At 49.0% G+C, this 21,376-nt stretch carries 24 protein-coding genes and 2 other annotated features; of the genes, 1 reads left to right on the forward strand and 23 read right to left on the reverse strand.

The window, feature by feature from the left end; translation table 11 throughout:
• Positions 1–134: 134 nt before the first annotated feature.
• The 19 genes from ACFQNG_RS16465 to ACFQNG_RS16555 all read right to left on the reverse strand — a co-directional run bounded on the left by ACFQNG_RS16465 (position 135) and on the right by ACFQNG_RS16555 (position 14,466).
• Positions 135–737: a class I SAM-dependent methyltransferase gene (locus tag ACFQNG_RS16465; protein ID WP_379866706.1), complete on the reverse strand. Its 603-nt coding sequence runs from the start codon at positions 735–737 to the stop codon at positions 135–137.
• Positions 738–1,005: 268 nt separating this feature from the next.
• Positions 1,006–1,368 carry a 50S ribosomal protein L7/L12 gene (gene rplL / locus ACFQNG_RS16470; RefSeq protein WP_379866707.1) on the reverse strand — a complete coding sequence of 121 codons (363 nt, stop codon included), beginning with the start codon at positions 1,366–1,368 and terminating at the stop codon, positions 1,006–1,008.
• 241 nt (positions 1,369–1,609) lie between these two features.
• A complete protein-coding gene (gene rplJ, locus ACFQNG_RS16475) occupies positions 1,610–2,122 on the reverse strand; it encodes a 50S ribosomal protein L10 (protein WP_379866709.1) in 513 nt (170 codons plus the stop codon).
• 28 nt (positions 2,123–2,150) lie between these two features.
• Positions 2,151–2,283, reverse strand: a sequence feature (ribosomal protein L10 leader region).
• A 50-nt stretch (positions 2,284–2,333) separates the two neighbouring features.
• Positions 2,334–3,032 (reverse strand): 50S ribosomal protein L1, encoded by a 699-nt coding sequence (gene rplA / locus ACFQNG_RS16480; protein WP_379866711.1) that lies wholly within the window; start codon positions 3,030–3,032, stop codon positions 2,334–2,336.
• 83 nt (positions 3,033–3,115) lie between these two features.
• Positions 3,116–3,541: a 50S ribosomal protein L11 gene (rplK, locus tag ACFQNG_RS16485; RefSeq protein WP_379866713.1), complete on the reverse strand. Its 426-nt coding sequence runs from the start codon at positions 3,539–3,541 to the stop codon at positions 3,116–3,118.
• A 163-nt stretch (positions 3,542–3,704) separates the two neighbouring features.
• The gene (nusG, locus tag ACFQNG_RS16490) at positions 3,705–4,238 is read right to left on the reverse strand and encodes a transcription termination/antitermination protein NusG (RefSeq protein ID WP_379866788.1); all 534 of its coding nucleotides are present in this window, start codon (positions 4,236–4,238) and stop codon (positions 3,705–3,707) included.
• Positions 4,239–4,284: 46 nt separating this feature from the next.
• The gene (gene secE, locus ACFQNG_RS16495; protein ID WP_379866714.1) at positions 4,285–4,512 is read right to left on the reverse strand and encodes a preprotein translocase subunit SecE; all 228 of its coding nucleotides are present in this window, start codon (positions 4,510–4,512) and stop codon (positions 4,285–4,287) included.
• A gap of 41 nt (positions 4,513–4,553) precedes the next feature.
• Positions 4,554–4,703, reverse strand: a complete 150-nt coding sequence (rpmG, locus tag ACFQNG_RS16500; protein WP_379866715.1) for a 50S ribosomal protein L33 — start codon at positions 4,701–4,703, stop codon at positions 4,554–4,556.
• A 328-nt stretch (positions 4,704–5,031) separates the two neighbouring features.
• Positions 5,032–5,697 (reverse strand): RNA polymerase sporulation sigma factor SigH, encoded by a 666-nt coding sequence (gene sigH / locus ACFQNG_RS16505; protein ID WP_379866716.1) that lies wholly within the window; start codon positions 5,695–5,697, stop codon positions 5,032–5,034.
• An 83-nt stretch (positions 5,698–5,780) separates the two neighbouring features.
• A complete protein-coding gene (locus ACFQNG_RS16510; protein ID WP_379866718.1) occupies positions 5,781–6,302 on the reverse strand; it encodes an NYN domain-containing protein in 522 nt (173 codons plus the stop codon).
• Complete coding sequence (gene rlmB, locus ACFQNG_RS16515) at positions 6,295–7,035, reverse strand: 23S rRNA (guanosine(2251)-2'-O)-methyltransferase RlmB (protein WP_379866719.1); 741 nt, start codon at positions 7,033–7,035, stop codon at positions 6,295–6,297. Before rlmB ends, ACFQNG_RS16510 begins: the two co-directional genes overlap by 8 nt.
• Positions 7,032–7,463: a Mini-ribonuclease 3 gene (locus tag ACFQNG_RS16520; RefSeq protein WP_379866720.1), complete on the reverse strand. Its 432-nt coding sequence runs from the start codon at positions 7,461–7,463 to the stop codon at positions 7,032–7,034. Before ACFQNG_RS16520 ends, rlmB begins: the two co-directional genes overlap by 4 nt.
• Positions 7,460–8,863 carry a cysteine--tRNA ligase gene (cysS, locus tag ACFQNG_RS16525; protein ID WP_379866721.1) on the reverse strand — a complete coding sequence of 468 codons (1,404 nt, stop codon included), beginning with the start codon at positions 8,861–8,863 and terminating at the stop codon, positions 7,460–7,462. The genes ACFQNG_RS16520 and cysS overlap by 4 nt, the downstream gene beginning before the upstream one ends.
• On the reverse strand, positions 8,826–9,575 hold the full coding sequence (cysE, locus tag ACFQNG_RS16530) for a serine O-acetyltransferase (RefSeq protein ID WP_379866789.1): 750 nt from the start codon (positions 9,573–9,575) through the stop codon (positions 8,826–8,828). The genes cysS and cysE overlap by 38 nt, the downstream gene beginning before the upstream one ends.
• Before the next feature lie 54 nt (positions 9,576–9,629).
• Positions 9,630–9,859: a binding site (T-box leader), on the reverse strand.
• 27 nt (positions 9,860–9,886) lie between these two features.
• On the reverse strand, positions 9,887–11,347 hold the full coding sequence (gltX, locus tag ACFQNG_RS16535) for a glutamate--tRNA ligase (protein ID WP_379866722.1): 1,461 nt from the start codon (positions 11,345–11,347) through the stop codon (positions 9,887–9,889).
• 34 nt (positions 11,348–11,381) lie between these two features.
• The gene (gene ispF, locus ACFQNG_RS16540; RefSeq protein ID WP_379866723.1) at positions 11,382–11,861 is read right to left on the reverse strand and encodes a 2-C-methyl-D-erythritol 2,4-cyclodiphosphate synthase; all 480 of its coding nucleotides are present in this window, start codon (positions 11,859–11,861) and stop codon (positions 11,382–11,384) included.
• Complete coding sequence (gene ispD, locus ACFQNG_RS16545) at positions 11,858–12,547, reverse strand: 2-C-methyl-D-erythritol 4-phosphate cytidylyltransferase (protein WP_379866724.1); 690 nt, start codon at positions 12,545–12,547, stop codon at positions 11,858–11,860. Before ispD ends, ispF begins: the two co-directional genes overlap by 4 nt.
• Positions 12,548–12,751: 204 nt before the next feature.
• Entirely contained in the window at positions 12,752–13,846 is a 1,095-nt protein-coding gene (locus tag ACFQNG_RS16550) for a PIN/TRAM domain-containing protein (protein WP_379866725.1), read from the reverse strand.
• Positions 13,847–13,971: 125 nt separating this feature from the next.
• Positions 13,972–14,466, reverse strand: coding sequence for a CarD family transcriptional regulator (locus ACFQNG_RS16555; RefSeq protein WP_379866726.1), 495 nt, complete (start codon positions 14,464–14,466; stop codon positions 13,972–13,974).
• Between the two features lie 227 nt (positions 14,467–14,693).
• Between ACFQNG_RS16555 and ACFQNG_RS16560 the strand changes: the two genes are divergently transcribed.
• Positions 14,694–15,089 carry a nucleoside triphosphate pyrophosphohydrolase family protein gene (locus ACFQNG_RS16560; protein ID WP_379866727.1) on the forward strand — a complete coding sequence of 132 codons (396 nt, stop codon included), beginning with the start codon at positions 14,694–14,696 and terminating at the stop codon, positions 15,087–15,089.
• A 132-nt stretch (positions 15,090–15,221) separates the two neighbouring features.
• On the opposite strand, the gene pssA is transcribed toward ACFQNG_RS16560, so the two are convergent.
• The 4 genes from pssA to ACFQNG_RS16580 form a co-directional block, all read right to left on the reverse strand.
• Entirely contained in the window at positions 15,222–15,929 is a 708-nt protein-coding gene (pssA, locus tag ACFQNG_RS16565) for a CDP-diacylglycerol--serine O-phosphatidyltransferase (protein ID WP_379866728.1), read from the reverse strand.
• 96 nt (positions 15,930–16,025) lie between these two features.
• Positions 16,026–17,099, reverse strand: coding sequence for a DNA integrity scanning diadenylate cyclase DisA (disA, locus tag ACFQNG_RS16570; protein WP_379866729.1), 1,074 nt, complete (start codon positions 17,097–17,099; stop codon positions 16,026–16,028).
• Between the two features lie 3 nt (positions 17,100–17,102).
• Positions 17,103–18,476, reverse strand: a complete 1,374-nt coding sequence (gene radA / locus ACFQNG_RS16575; protein WP_379866730.1) for a DNA repair protein RadA — start codon at positions 18,474–18,476, stop codon at positions 17,103–17,105.
• Between the two features lie 312 nt (positions 18,477–18,788).
• Positions 18,789–21,236: an ATP-dependent Clp protease ATP-binding subunit gene (locus tag ACFQNG_RS16580; protein ID WP_379866732.1), complete on the reverse strand. Its 2,448-nt coding sequence runs from the start codon at positions 21,234–21,236 to the stop codon at positions 18,789–18,791.
• Positions 21,237–21,376: the final 140 nt, after the last annotated feature.

Consider the following 21,376-nt stretch of genomic DNA (forward strand, 5'->3'; position numbering starts at 1 on the left):
GCAGTCTATTTACCTATTTTATCCAGCCGAATATATGATTAAACCAGCTGGTTGGTCACACATTCCAAAAAAAACCAGCCTCAAACCATGAGACTTTCTGCAATTTATAACACTATCACAAGCGGAAAATGATGTCAATGTTTTCTCGCACAAATAATCCAGTACCCTTTCTTCTGCTCAACCACATCCACTTCATGAAAAATGGATTCCAACTCTTTTTTTGCCGAAGCCGCTCCCTGCTGCTTGCGAATCACAATCCAGAGCGAACCGGTGGGCTTCAATGCATCAGCCGCTTCATGAAATAAACGGTAAATGACCGCTTTGCCCGTACGAATGGGCGGATTGAACAGAATGTGATCAAATTGTTGGTTCCGGATCGCATGAAAGCCGTCGCTCTGCAACACTTGTACAGAGCCCGCCACGCGATTCATCTGTGCGTTTTGCGCAGCCAGCTTAACCGCTCGCTCATTCACATCTACCATGACCACATTGGCCCGGGGCACCGCTTTGGCAATCGCAATCCCCACCGCTCCATAACCACATCCCAGATCGAGCACATGGGCAGCCGGGTCAATCTCTGCCGTCTCAACAAGCAACCGACTTCCAAAATCAACGCCTTTTTTGGAAAACACGCCGGCATCAGTGCGAAAACGCAACGAATGACCAAGCAATTGGGCCAAAACTTCCCTTTCATCGCTTTTCGCTTGTGGATTAGCTGAAAAGTAATGTTCACTCATGCCTATTAACCCCTTCCACAGCCATTGCCCTGGTCATGTGATCATGTGATCATGTTATTGAAAACCACGAAACCGCTTTTACCACAAATAGGGATGGATGCAACACCATGGCCAAATCCCTGACGGAGAGCTCTCATTACAGTGTTACCAACAAATCCCAACCTTACACAGAACAGATCTATCCCCAGTCAAACCATTGCACTGTCAACCCTTTACAATAAAAGAGACCCGCCGACCGACGACGGCGGGTCCGGCCGGATCAAGCCTATTACTTGATTTCCACAGATGCACCGGCTTCTTCGAGTTCTGCTTTGATTTTCTCTGCTTCTTCTTTGGATACGCCTTCTTTGATTGGAGCTGGAGTTCCATCAACCAGCGCTTTTGCTTCTTTCAAGCCGAGACCAGTGATACCGCGAACCACTTTGATAACGTTGATTTTGGATGCACCAGCGTTTGCGAGGATAACATCGAATTCGGTTTTTTCTTCTTCTACTGGGCCAGCTACCGCGCCACCCACTACAACCGGAGCTGCTGCAGTTACGCCGAATTCTTCTTCGATTGCTTTTACCAAGTCGTTCAGTTCAAGAACGCTCATACCTTTAATCGCTTCAATGATTTGTTCTTTAGTCATGAAAGGAAACCTCCCTATATACAAAGCTTTGATATTGTGAACTGCTCACCGCCTACGCTAGCGCTAAGAGGCGGGAACCTCTCGGTTAATCCCATCTAATGATGGATGATGGACCGAGTTAACTCCGTAGTCCCTACGGTTTTATATCGGACTAGCCAGGCGGATTCATCCACCCGCTGACCGAAGCGAATTCTACGCTCATTTGGTTAAAAACCGTTCATTTGGATGTTCTCAAGCAACATTACGCTTCTTGAGCTTCGCCTGCTTCCCCGTCTTTGTCAGCAACTGCTTTAACCGCAAGCGCGAAGTTGCGCATTGGAGCTTGCAGCACGCTGAGAAGCATGGACAAGAGGCCTTCGCGGTTCGGAAGTTCAGCCAGGGCTTTGATTTCATCAAGGCTTACGGCTTTCCCTTCCACCAAACCACCTTTGATTTCCAGCTCCTTGTTCTCCTTCGCGAATTTGTGGAGAACCTTTGCTGGTGCTACAACATCTTCATAGCTGAACGCAACGGCCGATGGACCGGTCAGGTGCTCGTTCAACTCTTCCATACCCACTTGCTCAGCGGCACGGCGGGTTAAGGTGTTTTTCAAAACTTGCATCTCTACGCCAGCTTCACGCAACTGTTTACGCAGCTCGTTCATTTGTTTAACGTTCAAACCGCGATAGTCAGCCACGATGGTCGTTTTACTGCGGGAAAGTTTGTCCGCGATCTCTTGTACGACTACTTTTTTCTGTTCGATTGCTTTGGACATGCGGTACACCTCCTCATCAGGAGTTTTTGAAGAAATAAGAAAAAGCCTCCGCAGACAGTCGAAGGCTAAGGTTTGTCAAGGAAGACGGTTCCTTAAGCACCTCGGTAGGATATTAAGCGTTTGATGGCACCTACTGTCTACGGTAGCAACTTTATTCGTTTTTAAAACAGCGATTCTATATTAACCAACGTCGGATCAAAAGTCAAGCTTTTTAGCGGCTTGAGAGACGTTGTGCGTTAACGGGCACACCAGGACCCATGGTGGAAGAAACGGTTACGCTCTTCATATAGGTACCTTTCGCAGCGGCTGGCTTAGCTTTTACCAACGCTTCAGCAAGAGCTTGCAAGTTTTCTTCCAGTTTTTCAACTGGGAAGGAAACTTTACCAATCGCGGCGTGCACGTTACCGGCCTTGTCTGCACGGTACTCGATTTTACCCGCTTTGATCTCGTTCACTGCTTTGCCCACTTCAAAGGTTACCGTACCCGTTTTTGGGTTTGGCATGAGGCCTTTAGGACCAAGGGTGCGACCCAGACGGCCTACTTGACCCATCATGTCCGGGGTAGCCACAACAACATCAAAATCGAGCCAACCTTGGGCCACTTTGTTGATGAGCTCCTCATCTCCTACGAAATCTGCACCAGCAGCTTCTGCCTCTTTCGCCTTTTCACCTTTCGCGAAAACGAGAACGCGTTTGGTTTTACCCGTACCGTGTGGAAGTACAACGGCACCTCTCACTTGTTGATCTGCTTTCTTGGTATCAATGCCCAAGCGGAAAGCAGCTTCAACGGTTTCGTCGAACTTAGCGACAGAAATGCTTTTTACGAGCTCCAATGCTTCTTGTGGCTCATAAACCTTCTCGCGATCCACTTTTTTGACCGCTTCGATGTATTTTTTACCATGCTTTGCCACCGACAGTTCCTCCTTTCGTGGTCGTAGCGGAAGATCCTCCCACAAGCCTCACTCTACTCGTGGCAGAGTAGGCAGGCTTTCCATTAGTCTTCGATTACGATACCCATGCTACGCGCCGTGCCTTCAATCATACGCATAGCCGCTTCAACGCTTGCCGCGTTCAAGTCAGGCATCTTCGTTTCAGCGATCTCACGCACTTTGTCGCGCTTTACGGTCGCTACTTTCTTTTTGTTTGGCTCGCCGGAACCGGACTCGATTCCTGCTGCTTTTTTCAGAAGTACAGCAGCTGGCGGGGTTTTGGTGATGAAGGTAAAAGAACGGTCTTCAAAAACCGTGATTTCTACCGGAATAATCAATCCAGCTTGATCAGCGGTGCGAGCATTAAATTCTTTACAGAATCCCATGATGTTTACACCAGCTTGACCGAGCGCTGGACCTACTGGTGGTGCCGGATTGGCTTTACCAGCGGGAATTTGCAGCTTGACCACTTTAATCACTTTTTTGGCCACGCTAACCAACCTCCTTCAAACATGTGGTTTTCTCGGGTATTACCCTCCCACGGAAAGGCAAGCTCCCTCTTCACTTAACGGGCTTGCGCTCGCCCCAAAGACGGGGGTAACAAACACAAATACTTTACCACAACATCGCACAAAACAAAAGTTTTTTGCTAGATTAAATTTTTTCCACTTGGAAAAAGTCCAATTCTACAGGTGTTTCACGACCAAACATATTGACCATGACTTTGAGTTTCGAACGGTCTATATCGATCTCTTCAATTCGGCCGACAAAGTTGGCGAAAGGCCCTTCTTTCACCTTCACTGTCTCCGCAACTTCAAAGTCGACGGTAGCCTTGGACTCATCCATGCCCATTTGGCGCAGGATCGCACTAACCTCATCCGGCATAAGGGGGGTTGGTTTTGAACCCGCCCCTGACGAACCGACGAAACCGGTTACCCCAGGCGTGTTCCGCACGACATACCACGAGTCATCGGTCATGATCATCTCCACTAACACATAACCTGGAAAAACTTTGCGCATAACGGCTTTTTTCTTTCCGTCCTTATGCTCGATCTCCTCTTCCATCGGAACGAGGACACGAAAGATCTTATCTTGCATATCCATAGAGTGCACGCGTTTTTCCAGGTTGGTTTTTACCTTGTTCTCGTAGCCAGAATACGTGTGAACCACATACCAATTCTTTTCCATGCTCACCAGGGTTCTTACCCTGTACCCCCCTTATGATTCATTCCACCTATTTCGTGATCATGCGAACCAATTGTAAGATCCCTTGATCGATAACGAAGAAAAAGAGTGCTAAGACTAATACGGTTAAGACGACAACCATTGTGTAGTTAACCATCTCTTGCCGACTTGGCCAGCGCACTTTTTTCAACTCTTGAACACTGCCACGGAAAAACCCGGACGTACCCGAAACGCTCTTGCGGATTCCGCGTCCGATGTTAGCGAGAAAAGCTGCCATGGCTGTCACCCCCATCTTGATATCAAGCGTTCAAACCCAGATTACTTCGTTTCGCGATGAGCTGTATGCGCGTTGCAACGTGGGCAGTATTTCTTCAGCTCCATGCGATCTGGATGCTTCCGTTTGTTTTTGGTCAGCGCGTAGTTGCGTTCACGACATACCGTGCAAGCTAACGTGATGTTCACCCGCATGCCGACACCTCCTCTATTTGTTAATCACCGTTCGAGTGAATTTTATTATAGAAAATACCCAAATTACATTAACATACGGCTGACTTCCTGTCAATGTAAAAGCCCCTGCGAAATCATTATTGACAAGTTTTACCCTCTTCCATAACCAAGCCGTCCCCATCATCTGCAAAACGGGGTGCGCACATGTCGACAAACAACATTCACTATTTATCTCACAACTTTTTATATCCTTAAAAAAGGAGAATGATGATTTTTGTCGAATTAGAAAAAAAACAGGTGGAACCACCTGTTTTTCGCGGACCTGTTTTTTCTCTATAAAAATTGTGTTTTACAGAGAGATTTCGCGGACTTCCAAGTATCTCTCCAATTTTCTTTTCACCCGTTGTAACGCATTGTCAATTGACTTAACATGTCGATTCAAGTCGACAGCGATCTCCTGGTAAGATCGTCCATCGAGGTACAGCATCAGAACTTTCCGTTCCAAATCACTTAGAATTTTCGATATTTTATCTTCAATATCGTTATACTCTTCCTGGCTAATGTATATTTCCTCTGGGTTTGATAGACTGCCTGGAATCTTGTCTAACAATGTCCGATCTGTATCATCATCATAAGCGGGCTTGTCCAGTGATACATATGAGTTGAGCGGAATGTGCTTCTGACGAGTAGCTGTTTTGATTGCTGTGATGATTTGGCGCGTGATACACAATTCGGCAAATGCTTTGAACGATGCCAGCTTGTCCCCTTTAAAATCTCGAATCGCTTTGAATAAGCCAATCATCCCCTCTTGGACGATATCCTCATGATCGGCTCCAATTAAGAAGTAGGATCTTGCTTTAGCTCTGACAAAATTTTTGTACTTATTGATCAAGTATTCAAGTGCTTGATGATCACCTACACGTACGCCATAAACCAGCTCTTCGTCGGCCAATGTCTTGTAGTCAACCTCTTTGTCGTAAGCGACAGAATTACTGGATTGAAGTTCTACGCTCACCGCTTTCCCTCCCGACCAAGTAGCCTATAAACCCATAGTAACGTTATTATAAATGAACGGAAACAAAAACGTCAAATTTTCACCTATTTTTTCCTTCTCCATTTTTCAAGAATCTGCTGTAACTCATGGCTTAATCTCTCTTCTAAGGTATTTCTTATTTGTTCTTCCTCCTCTTTTCTCAGTTTTTCGTTCAATTTCTTTTTCGCCACGCGAATTTCCTCCAACAATTCGCGTGACGAAATGCGATAGGCCCCTTGGCCAAACACCATCCGTTGCTCCAAGTAGTCCGATGTCGCCACATAGATTGCCCGGTGCGGACTTTTATTTTTTTTGACAAAGCTCTCAATAAACTCATCGGCCGTCTCATCACGGCGGGTGTAATACACAATCACCTGTTCCTGGTTGGTTTTCACTCTGGCTCCCGGCGTCTGGTGCGCATCAAACACCAAATAGACCTGCCGTCCGGTGATCGCTTGATATTCGGACAGATCCCGAATCAGCTTGATTCTCTCCTCTTCAAGCGTTGCCGGGTTCCATTTCACTTCGGGATCGGCTCCTATGACATTGTATCCATCCACAACCAACCATTCTTCGCGCTTAACCATGGGCATTTCGTCCGCGCAGCACCTCGTACATGAGGATACCCGCCGCCACTGACGCATTGAGGGATGTGACAGCGCCGCGCATAGGCAACTTGATCAGAAAATCACACTTCTTCTTGAGGAGAGAGCTGATTCCTTGGCCTTCACTTCCAATGATGAGGGCCAGTGGCATTTGGTAATCGATTTGGGTATACAGGGTTTTGGCCGCCCCATCGCTGCCGACCAGCCATAATCCACGGTCCTTGAGCTCATCTGCCACCCGATTGAGATTGGTCACTTTGGCAACGGGCACATATTCAATCGCCCCTGCCGATGTTTTGGCCACCACGGATGTAAGCCCAACGGCGCGGCGTTTGGGAATGATGACCCCATGGGCCCCCACCGCGTCAGCCGTACGCAAAACCGACCCTAAGTTATGCGGGTCTTCCAGGCCATCCAGCAGAATAAAAAACGGCATTTCATTTTTCTCTTCCGCCCGGCGGAACAGGTCATCCAGGCTGGCATAGCGATAAGCGGCCACTTGGGCCATGACACCCTGATGATTGTTCCCTTCCGAAAGTTGATCCAAACGGGCGCGGGGAACATATTGCGTGGGTATCTGCTCATCTTTGCATTTTTTCAAGATTTCTTGGATGCTTCCCTTTTGGATTCCTTCTGCCAGGAGGATCTTTTCTACTTCCCGTCCTGAACGAAGAGCCTCAAGAACAGCATGCCTTCCTAAAATCCAATCGCTCATCTTTCGCTGTACTCCTTTTCGACGATCTCTAGTATTTGTCTCATCAATTCTTGGAGGCGCGTCTCTTGCTTTGAACAGTACAGGTAACCCACCAACGCCTCTAATCCCGTACTATGGCGATAGTCGGCCACACTCGCATGCTTGGGGACATTCCCCGACTTGGCGTTGCGTCCGCGCCGGAGAATATCCATTTCATCTTCCGTCAGTTGATCTTCAATCGCCCGGTACACTTTCGCTTGGGCGACAGCCGACACAAATCGCGTCGCTTCCCTTTGCAACTCATGCGGACGCACAATTCCTTTGGCCAGCAAATGATGCCGTACATAGATTTCGTATATCGCATCACCCATATAAGCCAATAATAGCGGGTTGATTTCCCTCGGTGCTTTGAGAAGGTTAGACGTCATGCCCAACAACAGCGCGCTCATTTCCGTTTCCACCTTACGCCTTGCGGAGTATCTTCCAACACGATCCCTTGCGCAAGCAATTGGTCGCGAATCTCATCCGCCCGGGCAAAGTTGCGTTCTTTTCTCGCTTGCTGGCGTTCGGCAATCAACGCTTCGATCTCCGCGTTTAAGTTTTCTTCCTCTTCCAACTGGACCAAGCCCAAAATATGTTCCCCATACGTTTCAAACCAATCAAGCAACGCCGAGATGGACCCCTGTGACACCACCGGCTCAGCCACCGTTTCATTAGCCAGTTTCACCGCCTCAAAGACCACACTGATCGCATTGGCTGTGTTGAAGTCATCGCTCATCGCTTCATGAAACGCATCCGTCAGCTGCTTCAAATGGGCCAAGACCGCTTCGTCAGCCTCACCGGCTTGCGCTGTTCCGGCACGGTGCTTCAAGTTGGTGACCGCGGTTTGGATCCGCTCCACACTTCCTTGCGCTTGCTGCATGACTTCCTCGCTAAACACGATCGGATTGCGGTAATGCGTCGACAAAAGGAAATAGCGCAACGTCTTTGGATCGTATTCTTGGCGCAGCTCCACCACCCGGCGAACGTTTCCGAGCGACTTCGACATCTTTTCATTACCCATTTTCATGTAGCCATTATGCAACCAATACCGGACAAAGGTCTTTCCCGTCCACGCTTCGCTTTGTGCAATCTCGTTTTCATGGTGCGGGAAGCATAAATCGGCTCCACCCGCATGGATATCCAAAGTATCCCCCAAGTATTTGCGCGCCATAGCCGAGCATTCGATATGCCAGCCGGGACGCCCTTCACCCCATGGGGTTTTCCATCTGATTTCCCCGGGTTCTTTGGCCGCTTTCCACAACGCGAAATCCATTGGATGCTCCTTTTGCTCATTCACGTCGATCCGTGCCCCAGCCTTCAATTCGTCCAAGGATTGATGAGACAGCTTCCCATAGTTTTCCTTTTTCAGGGAGCGGAAATAGACATCCCCATCTTTCACATACGCGTAGCCTTTGTCGATCAATGCTTGGATCGCATCAATCATCTCTTGAATGTGTTCAGTCGCCCTCGGATGAACATCGGCCCTTTCCACACCGAGCGCATCCATGTCCGCAAAATAAGCTGCGATATACCGTTCAGCGATCTCCGGCACAGGCAGTCCCGTCTCTTTGGATGCGTTGATAAGACGGTCATCCACATCGGTGAAGTTTTGCACATAAGTCACTTTATAACCCACCTGCCGCAAATAGCGGCGCACCACATCAAAGAAGACAAACACGCGCGCATTCCCGATGTGAATGTAATTGTATACCGTCGGGCCACAAACATACATCCTCACTTCGCCCTCATGAACCGTCTTTAATTCCTCTTTACTCTTGGTCAGTGTATTGTAAAGCCGGATGGTCATTTTCTTTATTTCCTCCTTGCTCGTCACGAGCAGATGATTCATCTCGTTGTCCTTGTTTCAACTTCGCTACCTCTTCTTTCAGGGCCTGGATCTCCGCTTGCATGGAACGGCAGAGCTCGGCGATCGGGTCGGGCAGATTGACCTGGTCAAGATCATTTTGCACCCGAATCCCATCTTGTATCACAACTCGCCCGGGCACTCCAACCACGGTTGAATTGGGCGGAACATCGCGCAACACCACAGAACCGGCACCCACTTTGGCAAACCGGCCGACCCGAATCGATCCCAACACTTTCGCACCCGAAGCAATCAGCACATGATCCTCGATCGTTGGATGCCGTTTTCCTTTTTCCTTTCCCGTCCCGCCCAAGGTCACTCCCTGATAGATGGTCACATAATCACCAATCTCACAAGTTTCTCCGATCACAACACCCATCCCATGGTCGATAAAAACACCACGCCCTATCTTGGCGCCAGGATGGATTTCGATCCCCGTAAAGAACCGGCTAACCTGAGAAATGACACGAGCGAAAAAAAAGAGCCTTCGTTTGAAAAACCAATGTGCCAGTCGATGCGCCCAAATGGCATGAAGTCCTGAATATGTGATTATCACTTCCCACGTACTTCTCGCTGCCGGGTCACGATCAAATACCGCCTGGATATCCGCTTGCAACACTCTACGCATTTCCGCTATACGGCTAAACAACGACATCACCTGTTCCCCTCCCAAGTGCTAAAAATAAAAACGTCTCCGCAGCAACAATGCTGCAGAGACGGTTGTGCCCGCGGTTCCACTCTGCTTGAATTCAATCCAATCTGAATTCCCCTTCACCCTATAACGGCGGGTACCGGAACACTCCTACATGGGGGCGGAACCGCCCTTTCGGAGGTCAGCTCGTGGGTGCATTTCAGAAATCGCCCGGATAGAGCTTCACACCAACCAGCCCCTCTCTGGCATCCAGTCCGTTTCCTACTTTTCCCACTCATCACCTTTGACATTTAACCTTATTTTCCCCGACGACATCAGGCGTTGTCAATCTGTTGTTGGACACGGCTTTTAACTTTTTCCAGTCCAATGAGCGCCAACGATTCACGCAAGTCCGGACCATGCACGACACCGGTGACGGCGGCACGCACAGGCATAAACAGTTGTTTGCCTTTATAGCCCGTCTCTTTTTGCACCTGCTTGAAAATGCCTTTCAACTCATCCGCTTCCAATGTTTCCAAAGAGGCCAACTGATTCAGGAAAGCTTCCAACACTTGCGGCACATGCGCTTCCGCAAGCACTTCTTTCGCTTCATCCGTTACCTTATATTCTTCTTGGAAGAACAGATCGGTCAGTTCCACGATTTGAGCCACATACTCCAGTTGCTCTTGGTAAAGGGCCACCACCCGGGTTACCCAAGCTCGCTGCTGTTCGGAGAGGGGAAGCGCAATGCGCCCGGCTTGCTCCAAGTATGGAAGGGCCAATTCAACGATTCGCTCCAGTGGAGCCTTTTTAATATATTGCCCATTCATCCATTTCAATTTACCCGTATCGAAAATCGCCGGCGCTTTGGATACCCGCTCCAGTGAGAATCGATCGATCAGTTCTTCTTTGGAGAAGATTTCCTCTTCCCCTTCAGGCGACCAACCAAGCAAAGAGATGAAGTTGACAATCGCCTCTGGCAAGTAACCCAGCTCTTTGTACTGATCAATAAATTGGATGATGGATTCATCCCGCTTGCTCATCTTTTTGCCTTCCGCATTCAAGATAAGCGGAATATGGGCAAATTGGGGTGTTTCGAAGCCGAGCGCCTGATAGATCAAGACTTGTTTCGGCGTATTGGAGAGATGCTCCTCCCCACGGATCACATGGGTGATTTTCATCAAGGCATCATCGACGACGACTGCAAAGTTATACATGGGACGACCGTCAGGACGACGAATGACAAAATCACCAATGCCATCCGTTTCAAACCTCACTTTGCCGCGAATCGCATCGTCGATTTCGATCACTTGGCCTTCCGGCACACGGAATCGAACGCTTGGCACACGTCCTTCCGCTTCGAACCGCGCACGTTGTTCCGGGGTCAAGTCACGGTCCCATCCGCTATATTTGGGCGCTTGGCCACGCGCCAGTTGCTCTTCCCGCTCTTTATCGATTTCCTCTTGGGTGGCATAGCTCAAGTACGCTTTCCCTTCAGCCAACAATTGGTCGATGTATTGGTTGTAAATATCCGTCCGTTCCATTGAACGGTAAGGTCCGTAGGCCCCCCCCACATCGACCGACTCATCCCAATCGATCCCGAGCCATTTCAGCATATTCATTTGCTTTATGTCTGCTCCTGGCACATTGCGTTCCGTATCCGTATCCTCGATGCGGACAATAAAATCGCCACCCTGTTTTTTGGCGTGCAGATAACTGAACAAGGCCGTCCGCGCACCGCCGATATGCAAATGCCCCGTTGGACTTGGAGCGTATCGTGTACGTATCTTCATCATCTCTTACTCCTTTGCTTAAGCATGATATGCAGGTTTATGCGTTTTTGACCAAACAAACCACGGCCATGGCGGCAATCCCTTCGCCTCTCCCCGTGAAACCAAGCTGTTCCGTCGTGGTCGCTTTCACGTTGACGCGCTCGGGATCAGCTTCCAGCAAAGACGCAATCCGCTCCTGCATCGCCGGGATATGCGGAGCCATTTTCGGCTTTTGCGCAATAATGGTCGCATCGACATTTCCCAAACCATATCCTTTTTCTTTCACCAAACGCCAAACGGCCTCTAATAATTTGGCACTGTCCGCCCCTTTGTAAGCGGGGTCGGTATCAGGAAAATGTTTGCCGATATCCCCCAACGCCACCGCCCCTAAGACCGCATCCGTAATCGCATGCAACAACACGTCCGCGTCGGAATGCCCGATCAAGCCTTTCTCATACGGAATCTGCACTCCGCCGATAATGAGCGGAACGTTTTCCCCCAACTGATGCACATCAAATCCTTGTCCTACGCGAATCATAACCTCTTACTCCTCATTTGATATATCGCTTCAGCCAATACCAAGTCATCGGGCGTGGTCAGTTTAATATTGGTATATTCCCCTTCAACGACCCGCACATCGATCCCCAGTTCCTCTACCAACATGGCATCATCCGTCACCATGGCGCCTATTTTTCGCCCCTGCTCATGCGCTTCCATCAGCATGTCCGCGCGAAAAGCTTGCGGTGTTTGTACAGCCCATAACCGTTTTCGGTCAGGTGTGCTCTCCACGATCCCCGCGGCGTCCACCATTTTGACTGTATCCTTAACCGGAACCGCCAAAATGGCCGCTCCATGCATCTTCACATCGGTCAACAAACGGGTGATCGCCTCATGGCTGACGAAAGGACGCACCGCATCATGAACCAATACCCACTCGCTCGACAGAACTTGCAGGCCGGAGTACACGCTGTCTTGGCGCTCCTGTCCCCCCGTGACGACATGGGTCACCTTCTTCAGCCCCGCTTCGGCTACCATCTGACGCACACGGCCGATCTCGTCTTCTCTTACGGCGATGACGATCTCATCCACTTCCGGGTGGGTCTCAAAAATATGTAGCGTATGGATAAGGATGGGCCGATCCTGAAAAGACAAAAATTGTTTGCTTTCCTTCGTGCCCATCCGCTTGCCTTGGCCCGCTGCAGGAATCACTACACCAACACTCAAGAGACTATCTCCTTTCAGACACACAAATGCCCGTCTTCGGTTTAGGATAAACGAATCACGGGCCGCTAGCAATCCTGTTTCACGAAGAAAAGGGGGCAATCCGCCAAGTGACCGCGGAGTGGTCCCCTTCTTCATCATTGGATGCCTTCAGTTCGCTATCATGCCTTTCGACGAGAGAAAGCATCAAATAGCCATCATCCAAACTTATAACGCACGCTCCAATAGTTTCGGTTTGGCAAAGATCATGCGACCGGCGGATGTTTGCAACACACTGGTAACCAACACATCAATGCGCTCACCAATATACTCACGCCCACCTTCGATCACGATCATGGTGCCATCATCGAGATAAGCCACACCCTGCCCATGCTCTTTGCCATCTTTGATCACTTGAACGTTGATCTCCTCACCAGGCAAGACGACCGGCTTCACGGCATTGGCCAGGTCATTGATGTTGAGCACGCTGACCCCTTGCAGCTCACACACTTTGTTCAAGTTGAAATCATTTGTGACCACTTTACCGGAAAGCACTTTGGCCAATTTGACCAACTTGCTGTCAACCTCTTGCACCTCTTCAAAGTCCCCTTCGTAGATCAAGACTTTCACATCTAATTCTTTCTGGATTTTGTTGAGAATATCCAGCCCGCGGCGCCCGCGGTTTCGTTTCAGCACATCAGAGGAGTCGGCGATATGCTGCAGCTCTTCCAGGACAAAGCTTGGGATGACCAGCGTCCCTTCCAAAAACCCGGTGCGACAGATGTCAGCGATCCGTCCATCAATAATCACGCTGGTATCCAAGATTTTGTGTTCAAAAAAGTGCTTCTCTTCCTTTTTGTTGCGTCCTTCCCTATTTTGACGCCCCAAAGTTAAAATAGAGATAAGTTCATCACGCTTTTTATATCCCACTCTGAATCCGAGATAGCCGAACAACCCAGAGATGATAAACGGTAATATCCGATTGATTACCGGAATCGGCAATTGTGTTAGTGGCATTTGAATCAATACAGCTACAATCAAACCGCATATCAATCCCAACAATCCAAAGATCCCATCCACCGCCGGGATCTTGATCAGTCTCTCTTCGCTCCAGCGGATCCACTTCACCACATTATCAGAAATCCAAAACGTAGAGATGAATAGCGCCACTGCACCAAGGACAGCTCCAATATAATGTGGGGCCGGAACTTCACCGAAATTCAGAGGAGATTTTTGAAGCAACCCGAAAAATCTTTCCCCATAATAATAGCCTACGGATGCTCCGATCAAAGTCAAAGCGAGTTGCACAAAACGTTTTAACACGGGGCTTCACCTCCTCCCAAAACTAAGGTCCCCTACTATCCATTATAGACATTCTGCGGAAATGAAAACCTGGGCAAACACAATTTCTTATGACCTTTTTGTAAACACGACAATAAAAAGTAAAATTAGATCTCTTTCGCTAAAATTCCATCAATTAGTTCAAATGCTTGATCTTCGTTCAGATCCCGTGCCAACGCTAGCTCGCTAATCAAGATCTGCTTCGCGTTATCCAACATTTTGCGTTCACCTGTGGACAACCCTTTTTCCGCATCCCTTAACATAAGTGAATGCACAACATCCGCCACTTCATAGATATCACCACTTTTCATTTTGTCCAAATTGGCTCGATAGCGACGGTTCCAATTGGATGTGTCTTTGATCTCTTGGCTTCTCATGCGATCCAGCACTTCGTTTACCGTATCTTCATCGACCACTTCTCGTAGTCCGATGCTTTGGACATTATGCATGGGAACCATCACTTTCATATCCCCAATGGGCATCCGCATGACATAGTACTTCTTCCGTTCACCCAGGATCTCCTTTTCTTCTATTGACTCGATGATACCCGCACCATGCATCGGATAAACCACTTTATCGCCAATATTGAACAAAATACCCACCTCCAGAGGGCAATATCTATTTCCAAGATATCACAAAATTACAGCTCAGTCAATAAAATAAAAAACTATATATTAGCATATGCGAACATTATACGTCAATAGATCTTTTTAGCTAAAGTTATTGGCTATCTAGCGCGAAAATTGACACGATTATAGAATGATCGATATAATAAAACTGATATAGCCCGTGATTTTAGTTTCACCAATTTCAGAATGAGGTGAAAGTGATGAGTGAAGACCATCTTCATTCTTTCCAAGAACAGGTAGCCGATCTTTTATTAAGGCACCGCAGTTTTTTAGATGTCACATCCAAATTGCAGGAATCCAACGCGCGCGTGGTTCGCGCTTTGATGAAATCGGTAACAGAATGTGGCTGTATTGAAGTGAACGCTTGCCGCCAAGCTTTTCCCGATGACCTCTCCGCATCGGAATGGCAAGATCGCCTGCAAACCCACTTGTCCGGAAAACTATGTGATCACTGTCTTGATGTTGTTAAAAGCGAACTGGGCAAAAACCTCTTTTATGTGGCCGCTCTATGCAACCTCCTTCAAATCTCCATTCCCGATGTGCTCAAACAAGAATCGGATCACCTGTCCACACTCGGGGTCTTCCACCTCCGTTAACCCGCGCATCCATCCAACATTCCAGCATGCGAAACGCTTGTTCCAAACAACGGGCTTTCCATATCATCCCTTTCCGTTCCAGTCTGGCGGTAAACAAACAACCCTGCTTGGTCAACAGGGTTGTTTGTTGTGTCATTTATATTCTTCCGCCGGCTCCTCATTTTCCTTTCGCTTCAGCTCCAATGACTTTTTCACCCCGTATAACGCATATAACGCCAATGGGATAAACATCACTTTAGGTAACTCATGCGGAAAACGGAAAGCGGCCACGGCAATCATAATCAAAAACAAAGGTGCCAACCAAAACGCGGACTTCGGTATTCCAACCTTTTTAAATGTCGGGTACTTCACTTGACTGATCATGAGATAAGATAGAAAAAGCATCGCAATCATCAGTGCCACATTATTTGGCAACATGTCACTGTATAAGGCCATCGTCGCCAAAATCCCACCAGCCGCCGTAATCGGCAATCCGATGAAATATCCCGGTTCACCCGGATTGACATTAAAACGGGCCAGCCGGAGCGCGCCACAAATCGGAAAAATCGCTGTAACCAACCAGCCAAGCGGGCCCATTTCATTTAAGGTCGTCCCGTACATAATGATCGCAGGCGCCACACCAAAAGAAATAACATCCGATAATGAGTCCAATTCTTTACCAAACTCGCTCTGCGTATTAAGCATCCGGGCAACTCGTCCGTCCAATCCATCCAACAACATACCGATAATCACCATAATGGCTGCATACTGCCATGAATGCTGAATGGCTAAGATGATCGAAATCACACCGAGAAACAAGTTGCCAACGGTAAAACAACTAGGCAACGCTTTCGCAAACATAAGGGAACCTCCTAACAAGTGAACACGGGTGGCTATGGTCCCATCCCACTTCCCTATTTTCGTTCAATTTGCTTTAGTGGTTACATTCTAGGTTATTTAGATATGTCTGTCAATAAACACCTGCTCCTGAATCCGCTTTAACCCTTCTTTAATCGTGCGTGCCCGGACATCGCCGATTCCTTCCACTTCATCCAGCTCGTCAATCGTCGCCATCATAATTCGTGACAAGTTTTCAAACCGTGAGATCAACTTGTAAATGATGTTGGAAGGCAGTCGCGGAATTTTGTTCAGGATGCGATATCCCCTTGGTGAAACAGACTCTTCCTGGATATTGACATTGCCCATATACCCCAGCATTCTCACCAAATGGGTATGCTCCAATAACTCATCGGCGGACAGCTTTTTCAATTCATGAAAGACCGTCTGTGGATTCACTTCAGCATGCGGGCCATAATCCCTGATCAAAAGCTCCGCTTCTTCTTCCACATCGGATACGAGTTCTTCCAATTGCATGCTTATGAGGCGCCCTTCCGTCCCCAGCTCATGAATATACGTCTCAATCTCGCGCTTGATGCGCAACACCATTTCCACCCTCTGCAAAACAAGTGCCACTTCACTTAGGGTAACCAATTCTTCAAATTCCAACGCGGTCAAATTGGTTGTTGTTTGATCCAGAACCGACTTGTACTTTTCCAGTGTCTGAATCGCTTGATTCGCTTTCGTCAAGATCACGCCGATATCTTTCAATGCGTAGCGAAAACTCCCCTTATACAATGTAATAATATTCCTGCGCTGGGAAATGGACACAACCAATTTCCCTGTTTGTTTCGCCGTTCTTTGCGCCGTCCGGTGACGGATTCCCGTCTCGGTTGAAGGAATATCGGAACTGGGCACCAATTGGGCGTTGGCGTATAAAATGCGTTTGCCATCATTGCTGAGAATAATAGCCCCATCCATTTTGGCAAGCTCATACAGATACGCCGGAGTAAATGGACAATCAATATGAAATCCGCCATCCACAATTTCACGGACGCTGTCGTCATACCCGATCACAATCAATGCGCCCGTTTTGGCACCCAACACATTGTCCAATCCTTCTCGCAATGTGGTGCCCGGAGCGATTAAGCGCAATATCTCACTGGATACCTTTTCTCTTTGCTCTTCTTTCACTCGTTACCCCCCCAACGCCACACGCAATGCTTCTTCTAACGTTTCCACCCCGATCAGCTCCACCCCTTTCGGCGGTGTCCATCCACGCCGATTCTTTTCCGGAATAACCACACGCCGAAAACCCATATTTGCCGCTTCCGCCACTCGTTGCTCAATGCGCGACACTCCCCTGACTTCCCCCGTCAATCCCACTTCACCAATGAACAAATCATGCGCGGAAGTGGAGACATCACGAAAGCTGGAGGCCAGGCTGATCGCCATGGCTAAATCGACCGCCGGTTCATCCAACCGCACACCGCCAACTACGTTGATATAGGCATCTTGATTTTGCATAAAGAAACCAAGGCGTTTCTCCAATACGGCCATGATCATGGTGACGCGGTTGTGATCGACTCCCGTTGCCATTCGTTTTGGAGTGGCAAAACTGGTGGGAGCGACAAGGGCTTGCAGCTCAATCAAAACCGGTCTGGTTCCTTCCATGCTGGCTGCCACCGCGGTGCCGGGGGCACCCACAGGCCTGCCCGACAAAAACATTTCGGAAGGATTTTCCACTTCGGTCAGACCGTTTTCTTTCATTTCAAATACCCCTATTTCATTCGTCGAACCAAAGCGGTTCTTAACCGCCCTGAGCACCCGGTAGGAATGATGGCGTTCGCCTTCAAAATACAATACACAATCCACCATATGCTCCAACATTCTCGGACCCGCTATCGCCCCCGCTTTGGTCACGTGCCCTACGATAATGATCGCCATGCCCCGGTCCTTGGCCCAACGCATCAACGTGCCGGTACATTCCCGCACTTGCGAGACACTTCCAGGCGCCGACATCACTTCCGGGTGGAACATGGTTTGGATGGAATCGATCACCATCAATTTGGGCTTGTTTTCTTCCATAAGTAGTTCGATCGCTGTTAAGTTTGTCTCGGACGCCACCAACAAATGATCGCTCAGCGCCCCAAGACGTTCGGCGCGAAGACGGATCTGTTCTGTCGATTCTTCTCCCGATACATATAAGATGGACAATCCGCGCTTGGCTAATTCATGCGTCGCTTGCAGGAGGAGCGTCGACTTGCCGATTCCGGGGTCTCCACCAACCAAAATAAAAGAACCTGGCACCAAGCCCCCACCCAAAACGCGATTCAATTCTTTGATTCCCGTATCGGAACGTGGCTGATCCAGCTTCTCTACTTGAGTGATTGGAGTCGCTTTTTCATGTTTATCACGGATTTTTATCCCTGTGCCCGGAATATGCGCCCCTTTGCTTTCCATCTCCTCCACCATGGAGTTCCATGCTCCGCATCCAGGACAACGGCCCATCCATTTGGCCGATTCATATCCGCAATCCTGACACACAAACTTCGTCTTCTTTTTCGCCACAGCTCGTCCCCTACTTACTTCTATTATATTTACTCCCCATTATAACAAATATCTTGACAAAAACATCATATTACAAATTTGTTTTTTAGCATCCGTCATTTTAAAATAGAGTCAATTTTCCTCAGACAACCACCTCGGCGTTTGTATTTTTCATGATCTTTTATATTCTTTTCCATCATCGCTGACAGCAAGGAACGGAACACAAGTCGACTTTTCCCCGACGTTCTTCCAACCACATTGACAAGAAGAAATACTTAGGCGTATAAACAGAAACACCACTCACCTGACTTCAACAGATGAGTGGTGTTTTGCTTATTGCGCCGCCCCTTTGGTCACTTCTTCCTTTTCAACGACAAGCTTATCGTCCCTATAATCGATCAACACCGACTCGCCACGGGCAATGTTGCCGCGCAACAACTCTTCGGAGAGCCGGTCTTCGATATGCTTCTGGATCGCGCGGCGAAGCGGACGGGCGCCATAAGTCGGGTCGAACCCTTCTTTGGCCAAGTGCTTCTTCGCCGCATCGGTGAGCCGGAAGTTGATGTCCTGCTCTTTGAGGCGTTTTCTCAGTTCATCCGCCATGAGCGATACGATTTGCTCCAGATGCTCTTCCCGGAGCGGGTGGAAGACGATTACGTCATCGATCCGGTTCAGGAATTCGGGACGGAAGGATTTTTTCAGCTCTTCCATCACATTTTGCTTCATTTGCTCATAGTCATCTTTGGCCGTGTCCCCCACGGTAAAGCCAAGGCGTGCGCTCTTCTTGATGGTGGAAGCCCCCGCATTGGAGGTCATGATGATGATGGTGTTGCGGAAATCAACCGTCCGCCCTTTCCCATCGGTGAGACGCCCATCTTCCAGCACTTGCAGGAGGATGTTGAATACTTCCGGATGCGCTTTTTCCACCTCATCGAAGAGGACAACCGAATAAGGCTTGCGACGGACTTTTTCCGTCAATTGACCGCCTTCTTCATATCCCACATAGCCCGGAGGGGAACCCACCAAGCGGCTGGTGGAGTGTTTCTCCATGTATTCGGACATATCGATGCGGATCATCGCATCTTCGTCACCAAACATCGCTTCCGCCAAAGCGCGCGCCAACTCCGTTTTCCCCACACCCGTGGGACCGAGGAAGATAAATGAACCGATTGGGCGTTTGGGATCTTTGAGACCGGCCCGGGCGCGGCGGATGGCTCTGGAGACTGACTTCACCGCTTCTTCTTGCCCGATGACGCGATTATGCAAGATTTCTTCCATGTTGAGGAGACGTTCCGATTCCTCTTGCGCCAACTTTTTGACGGGGATCCCGGTCCAGTTGGACACCACATCGGCAATATCTTCAGCATTGACTTCCGAATCAGTCTTGCCTTGATCTTGTTTCCAATGGTTGCGGGTCACTTCAATCTCTTCCCGCAGTTTCTGTTCGGTATCTCTCAGCGAAGCCGCCTTTTCAAACTCTTGGCTTTGCACGGCCGCATCTTTTTCTTTCTTGATTTCTTCCAGGTTTTGTTCCAGTTTTTTCAACTCAGGCGGCACCATATAAGATTTTAGACGCACTTTGGATGCCGCTTCGTCAATCAAGTCAATCGCTTTGTCCGGCAAGTAACGATCGGTGATGTAGCGGTCGGACAGTTTTACCGCTTGCTCAATCGCCTCATCCGTAATTTTCACGCGATGGTGCGCTTCATAGCGGTCACGCAACCCTTGCAGGATCAAGATCGCCTCTTCAATGCTTGGTTCGTCTACCAAGATCGGTTGGAAACGGCGCTCAAGGGCCGCGTCTTTCTCTATATATTTGCGGTATTCATCCAAAGTGGTCGCCCCGATGCATTGCAATTCCCCGCGGGCCAGGGCAGGTTTGAGGATGTTGGATGCGTCGATCGCCCCTTCCGCCCCACCGGCGCCGATCAATGTGTGAAGTTCATCGATAAAGAGAATGATATTACCCGCTTGGCGAATCTCATCCATGATTTTTTTCAGCCGATCCTCAAATTCGCCGCGGTATTTGGTTCCTGCCACCACAGTCCCCATATCTAAGGTCATGACGCGTTTCCCGCGCAATGTCTCCGGAATTTCACCATCGATGATCCGTTGAGCCAAGCCTTCAGCTACAGCGGTTTTCCCGACCCCGGGCTCCCCGATCAGCACAGGGTTGTTTTTGGTCCGACGGGACAAGACTTGAATCACGCGCTCGATTTCTTTGCTGCGCCCGATCACCGGATCAAGGTTGCCATCCCGGGCCGCCGAAGTCAAATCACGGGCTAAGCTATCTAAAGTCGGGGTATTCACATGGTTATTGGCCCCGGGATGGTTGGATAAAGCTTCGCTCGAACCCAGCAGTTGCAGCACTTGCTGGCGAGCTTTATTCAGGCTCACACCCAAGTTGTTCAGAACCCGAGCCGCCACTCCTTCGCCTTCACGAATCAAGCCGAGGAGAATATGCTCCGTTCCCACATAGGTATGACCCAGCTTGCGCGCTTCATCCATCGAGAGTTCAATCACTTTTTTGGCACGAGGGGTGTAGGCGATGTTGCTTGGTTGATTTTGGCCACGACCGATGAGATTTTCAACCTCTTTGGAGATTTTCTCCAGGCCCAATCCAAGGGCAACCAAAGCTTTGGCGGCAATGCCTTCTCCCTCGCGCACCAAGCCCAGTAAAATATGTTCGGTACCGATATTGTTATGTCCCAAACGAACTGCCTCTTCCTGTGCGAGCGCCAACACTTTCTGCGCACGCTCCGTAAATCGCCCAAACATCATAGTAATCCACCTCGCCTTTACTAGTCGTTCTTAGCGAACGTCTTTTGTGAGCTTAGTACGACTGTACTCCGCTGGCGGAGTTTCCACTCCCGTTCTTAGCGAACGTCTTTTGTGAACTTGAGTCAGACTGTACTTCGCTA

Origin of the sequence: Laceyella putida (assembly GCF_042665195.1) — a bacterium.
GTDB classification, from domain to species: domain Bacteria; phylum Bacillota; class Bacilli; order Thermoactinomycetales; family Thermoactinomycetaceae; genus Laceyella; species Laceyella putida.

Excerpts from the sequence above, each read along its gene's own strand:
- ACFQNG_RS16465 (WP_379866706.1), bottom strand. The coding sequence starts at position 737 with ATGAGTGAACATTACTTTTCAGCTAATCCACAAGCGAAAAGCGATGAA.
- rplL (WP_379866707.1), bottom strand. The coding sequence starts at position 1,368 with ATGACTAAAGAACAAATCATTGAAGCGATTAAAGGTATGAGCGTTCTT.
- rplJ (WP_379866709.1), bottom strand. The coding sequence starts at position 2,122 with ATGTCCAAAGCAATCGAACAGAAAAAAGTAGTCGTACAAGAGATCGCG.
- nusG (WP_379866788.1), bottom strand. The coding sequence starts at position 4,238 with ATGGAAAAGAATTGGTATGTGGTTCACACGTATTCTGGCTACGAGAAC.
- secE (WP_379866714.1), bottom strand. The coding sequence starts at position 4,512 with ATGGCAGCTTTTCTCGCTAACATCGGACGCGGAATCCGCAAGAGCGTT.
- rpmG (WP_379866715.1), bottom strand. The coding sequence starts at position 4,703 with ATGCGGGTGAACATCACGTTAGCTTGCACGGTATGTCGTGAACGCAAC.
- ACFQNG_RS16510 (WP_379866718.1), bottom strand. The coding sequence starts at position 6,302 with ATGGTTAAGCGCGAAGAATGGTTGGTTGTGGATGGATACAATGTCATA.
- rlmB (WP_379866719.1), bottom strand. The coding sequence starts at position 7,035 with ATGAGCGATTGGATTTTAGGAAGGCATGCTGTTCTTGAGGCTCTTCGT.
- ACFQNG_RS16520 (WP_379866720.1), bottom strand. The coding sequence starts at position 7,463 with ATGAGCGCGCTGTTGTTGGGCATGACGTCTAACCTTCTCAAAGCACCG.
- cysS (WP_379866721.1), bottom strand. The coding sequence starts at position 8,863 with ATGACCATCCGGCTTTACAATACACTGACCAAGAGTAAAGAGGAATTA.
- cysE (WP_379866789.1), bottom strand. The coding sequence starts at position 9,575 with ATGTCGTTGTTTAGCCGTATAGCGGAAATGCGTAGAGTGTTGCAAGCG.
- gltX (WP_379866722.1), bottom strand. The coding sequence starts at position 11,347 with ATGATGAAGATACGTACACGATACGCTCCAAGTCCAACGGGGCATTTG.
- ispF (WP_379866723.1), bottom strand. The coding sequence starts at position 11,861 with ATGATTCGCGTAGGACAAGGATTTGATGTGCATCAGTTGGGGGAAAAC.
- ACFQNG_RS16560 (WP_379866727.1), top strand. The coding sequence starts at position 14,694 with ATGAGTGAAGACCATCTTCATTCTTTCCAAGAACAGGTAGCCGATCTT.
- pssA (WP_379866728.1), bottom strand. The coding sequence starts at position 15,929 with ATGTTTGCGAAAGCGTTGCCTAGTTGTTTTACCGTTGGCAACTTGTTT.
- ACFQNG_RS16580 (WP_379866732.1), bottom strand. The coding sequence starts at position 21,236 with ATGATGTTTGGGCGATTTACGGAGCGTGCGCAGAAAGTGTTGGCGCTC.